The sequence below is a fragment of the Streptomyces sp. 8K308 genome (assembly GCF_004348315.1).
In the GTDB taxonomy this organism is placed as follows: domain Bacteria; phylum Actinomycetota; class Actinomycetes; order Streptomycetales; family Streptomycetaceae; genus Streptomyces.
Window position 1 is genome coordinate 1 of sequence record NZ_SMKC01000470.1, and the last position, 4,368, is coordinate 4,368.

Here is a 4,368-nt window from a genome sequence, read left to right on the forward strand (position 1 = left end):
GCCCGGAACTCGGCGCCCACGCTGACGCCGCCGTCCGGCGCGAACCCGATCCCGGTGTCCGAGGTCCGCATCGAGGCGGGCATCGCCTCGATCAACGTGTCCACGCCCAGCGTCAGCCACGGCTCGGGCAGCAGCGTCTGCAGGCACCGCGCGATGCCGGACTTGCCGGAGCTTGAGCCCCCGTTCAGCACGATCACATCGGTAGCCACGCCGGCCAGGCTAACCGGCGGGAACGCGACGTCGCTTCGCCGCCAGCCCCGAACGCGCGGCGTTGGAAGGCTCACGGCATGAACGAAGTCAACGACCGACTCGAAGGAAGAGCGGCCCTGGTCACCGGCGGCAGCCGGGGCATCGGCGCGGCCGTGGCGCTGCGTCTCGCGGCGGAGGGCGCGGACGTCGCCCTCACCTACGTGCGCGACGCGGTGCGCGCCGCCGAGGTGGTGGCGGGCATCAAGGAGGCCGGGCGCCGGGGGTTGGCGATCCAGGCCGACAGCGGCGACCCGGAGGCGCTGACCGGGGCGGTGGAGGAGGCCGCGGCCACGTTCGGCCGTCTTGACATCCTGGTCAACAACGCGGCGGTCTTCCCGTTCGGCAAGCTGGACGAGCTCGGGCTCGCGGAGGTCGACCACACCCTGGAGGTCAACGTCAGGGCGCCGTACCTGGCGACCGGGGCGGCTGTGCGGCACATGGGGCATGGCGGCCGCGTCATCACCATCGGCAGCAACGTCGCCGGGCGGACGCCCTTCCCCGGCCTCGGGCTCTACGCGACGAGCAAGGCGGCGCTCGTCGGGATGACCAGGGGCCTGGCCCACGAGCTCGGCTCCCGTGGCATCACGGTCAACATCGTGCACCCGGGGCCGACCGACACCGAGGCCAACCCGGCCGACGGGCCGAACGCCGGGTACTTCGCCGGCTTCACGGCGGCGGGCCGCTTCGCGAAGCCGGCGGAGGTCGCCGCCACCGTCGCGCACGTGGCGAGCCCGGAGGCGGCGTACATCACCGGCGCCGAGATCAGCGTGGACGGCGGGTTCACCGCCTGAGAGGCGGGCCGGTACCCTGGGACGCGTGAAGCGCGCCAAGTTCGTCACGACGACGCCGGAGAGAGTCCCGGTGCGCTGACCGATGTCCTAGTCGAAGCCCCGGGGCGAGTGCCCCGGGGCTTCGTCGCGTGGTCACTCGCCTCACCGTTGATGAGGAGACCATCGCCATGGACCACCGCAGGCTCGGCCGTGAGCTCGACCTGTTCGACACCGACCCGCTGATCGGCGCCGGGCTGCCGTACTGGCTGCCGGACGGGGCCGTGGTGCGGCACGCCCTGGAGGAGTACGTCAGGGCGGAGGAGCGGCGGGCCGGCTACCGGCACGTCCACTCGCCGGTGCTCGGCAAGCGCGAGCTGTACGAGCGCTCCGGCCACTGGGCCCACTTCAGCGAGGACATGTTCCCGCCGATGGATCTCGGCGGTGAGCAGGTGGTGCTGCGGCCGAGCCTGTGCCCGCACCACGCGCTGATCTACCGCTCGCGCGGCCACAGCTACCGGGAGCTTCCGTTGCGCATGGCCGAGTTGGGCGGCATGTACCGAGCCGAGCTCTCGGGCGTGCTCGGCGGACTGACCCGGGTGCGGGCGATCTCGCTCAACGACGCGCACATCTTCTGCACCCTCGACCAGGTCGTCGACGAGGCCGGGGCCGCGCTCGCCATGATCCGCCGCGCCTACGCGGCGATGGGCGTCGAGGCGGCACGCTACCGGCTCTCGCTGGCCGGCGAGGGCGGCAAGTACGTGGCCGACCCGGAGAAGTGGCGGCGGGCGGAGGCCCTGCTGCGGGAGGTGCTTGAGCGCGAGGGCGTGGCGTACGAGGCCGTCGAGGGCGAGGCCGCGTTCTACGGGCCGAAGATCGACGTGCAGGTGGTGGACGGGGCGGGCCGGGAGGCCACCCTGTCGACCGTCCAGGTCGACTTCCACCAGCCGGAGCGGTTCGACCTGAGCTACGTCGGCCAGGACGGCGCCCGGCACCGTCCGGTGATGGTGCACCGCAGCATCGTGGGGAGTGTGGAGCGGGCCGTCGCGCAGCTCATCGAGGTGCACGGTGGCGCGTTCCCGGCCTGGCTCGCGCCCCTCCAGCTGGTGGCTCTGCCGGTCTCGGCGGCGGAGCTGCCGCACGCCGAGCGGCTGGTCGCGCGGGCCGTGGAGCTCGGCCTGCGCGCCGAGGTGCACGGCCCCGAGCGGGGCGGCCTCGGCGCGCGGATCAGGAGCGCGCGACTCGTCCCCTACCAGGCGGTGATCGGCCCGGCGGAGTCCGCCGCCGACACCGTCGCCCTCCGCCTCCGCGACGGCCGCCGCCTGCCGGCTCGCCCGGCGGCCGAGGCGCTGCGCGACATCACCGCGCTGGTCGCGGCGCACGCCGCCGAGCTGTGGCGGGGGTAGTGCTCCGGACGCTCAGGGGACGAGGGCGGTGAGGTCCAGGTCGAGGTCGAACGGCACCGAGACCTTCAGCCGGCCCCGGTGGATGCCGGTGGCCACGTAGGAGCTGGTCATGGTGTCGAGCTCGTAGGTGTGGACGGCGGCCGCGCCGCGCTCCTCCTCGACGCGCCAGAAGTGCGGGATCCCGGCCTGGGCGTACTTGAACGGCTTCAGGGAACGGTCGCGGTCGGCCGACTCCTCCGAGACCACCTCGACCACCAGGGCGACGTCCTCGGGGGCGAACCAGGTGCGGTCCGGGGCATAGGCCGCCGTGGTGACCAGGACGTCCGGCTCGGGCCGGCTCTTGCGGTCAAGACGGACGGTCATCTCCCGCTCGGCGTCGAATCCTGCCGGGGCGGCCTCCTCCAGCGCGAGGGTGAGCTTCCCCACGAGCCGGGAGTGCCAGGACCGCTGTGGCGACATCATGAAGATCAACGCTCCGTCGATGAGTTCGGTATGCCGCGGCGCCTGCGGAAGGTGGTCGAGGTCGTCGGCCTCCCAGCCGCTGGGCCTCGGGGGAGTCATCCACTCGGGCAGTTCGGCGGTCACGGCTTCCTCCACTGGCAAGGAGTCGGGCGAGAGTCAGGGGCCTGATCCCGGCTCGCGGGCACGGGCTGCGCGGACGACCTCAGCGTAGTCGACGCAAAACGCCCCGCATCACCCCGAGTGCGGTGCCACGTGGTCGCCGTCACCTCGGGCCGTGTTGCCTCCACGTTGCGTTCACACCGATCTGATAACAGGAATTCCCCAGGTCTTTCCCTAAGATCTACGCGCGTTACGATCGGCGGGCAACGGCGCCGGTAAGAGGCGCTTTCGACTGAAGGGATCGTCCTCTTGCGCCGCGTATCGCGTCTGGCAGCAACTGTCGCCCTCACCACGGCCCTCGCGCTCACCGCGGCCTGTGGCGAGAGCTCAACGGAATCCAACAACAGCGGGGAGAACGGCGAGTCCGGCGCACAGGGGGCCGCGATCGCCTTCGACGTCGGCGGTCGTGACGACCACTCGTTCAACGAGTCGGCGGCGGCCGGCGGCGACCGTGCCGCCGAGGAGTTCGGCATCGAGATCGAGACCAGGACCGCCCAGAACGAGGAGACGGACGCGGACCGCGTCCAGCGTCTCGAGTCGCTGGCGCAGGCCGGCTACAACCCGGTGATCGGCGTCGGCTACCTCTACGGCAACGCCATCGCCACCGTCGCCGAGCAGTACCCGGACACCACCTTCGGCGTCGTGGACGCGGTGGCCGAGGGCGACAACGTCTACAGCATGGTCTTCGCCGAGCACGAGGCGTCCTACCTGGCCGGCGTGGCCGCGGCGCTGAAGTCGGAGAGCGGGCAGGTCGGCTTCATCGGCGGCGTGCAGAACCCGCTGATCCAGAAGTTCGAGGCCGGCTTCGTGCAGGGCGTCACCGACACCAACCCGGACGTCGAGGTCTCGGTCGAGTACCTGTACACCAACGACGACCGCGGCTTCAACGACGTCGCGCGGGCCAAGGAGAAGGCGAACGGCATGCTCGGCCGCGGCATCGACGTGATCTACACGGCGGCGGGGCAGTCCGGCGCCGGCTCGATCGAGGAGGTCGCGAGCGTCGAGGGCGCCTGGGCCATCGGCGTCGACTCCGACCAGTACCAGCAGCCGGGGCTCGCCGAGTACCAGGACTCGATCCTGACCTCGGCGGTCAAGGGCGTCGACGTGGCCGTCTACGACCTGATCCAGAGCGTGCAGAACGAGGAGCCGCTGACCGGCACCCACGAGTACAACCTCGCCGAGAACGGCGTCTCGCTGGCCACCTCCGGTGGCTTCATCGACGACATCGCGGACCAGATCCAGGCGGCGACGGACGGCATCGTCTCCGGCGAGATCGAGGTGGCCCAGACCCCGTGAGGGCTGGTCGGGTGGGGATCTTCCCCGCC

The 4,368-nt window shown here is 71.7% G+C and carries 4 protein-coding genes and 1 pseudogene; 3 read left to right on the forward strand and 2 right to left on the reverse strand.

Annotated elements, in window-relative coordinates; all coding sequences use genetic code 11:
• Positions 1-209, reverse strand: a pseudogene (locus tag E1265_RS34145) (chloramphenicol phosphotransferase); the annotation flags it as partial.
• Between the two features lie 78 nt (positions 210-287).
• Here E1265_RS34145 and E1265_RS34150 point away from each other — a divergent pair.
• Both E1265_RS34150 and thrS read left to right on the forward strand, forming a co-directional pair.
• Complete coding sequence (locus E1265_RS34150) at positions 288-1,040, forward strand: SDR family oxidoreductase (protein WP_132934835.1); 753 nt, start codon at positions 288-290, stop codon at positions 1,038-1,040.
• A 128-nt stretch (positions 1,041-1,168) separates the two neighbouring features.
• Positions 1,169-2,422 carry a threonine--tRNA ligase gene (thrS, locus tag E1265_RS34155; protein ID WP_165953979.1) on the forward strand — a complete coding sequence of 418 codons (1,254 nt, stop codon included), beginning with the start codon at positions 1,169-1,171 and terminating at the stop codon, positions 2,420-2,422.
• Between the two features lie 12 nt (positions 2,423-2,434).
• Here thrS and E1265_RS34160 read toward each other — a convergent pair whose 3' ends face one another.
• Positions 2,435-3,007 (reverse strand): Uma2 family endonuclease, encoded by a 573-nt coding sequence (locus E1265_RS34160; protein WP_132934837.1) that lies wholly within the window; start codon positions 3,005-3,007, stop codon positions 2,435-2,437.
• A gap of 285 nt (positions 3,008-3,292) precedes the next feature.
• On the opposite strand from E1265_RS34160, the gene E1265_RS34165 reads away from it, so the two are divergent.
• Complete coding sequence (locus E1265_RS34165) at positions 3,293-4,339, forward strand: BMP family ABC transporter substrate-binding protein (RefSeq protein ID WP_132934838.1); 1,047 nt, start codon at positions 3,293-3,295, stop codon at positions 4,337-4,339.
• Positions 4,340-4,368: the final 29 nt, after the last annotated feature.

What these genes read in the sequence shown, in the direction of transcription:
- E1265_RS34150 (WP_132934835.1), top strand. Translation starts at nt 288, where the DNA reads ATGAACGAAGTCAACGACCGACTCGAAGGAAGAGCGGCCCTGGTCACC.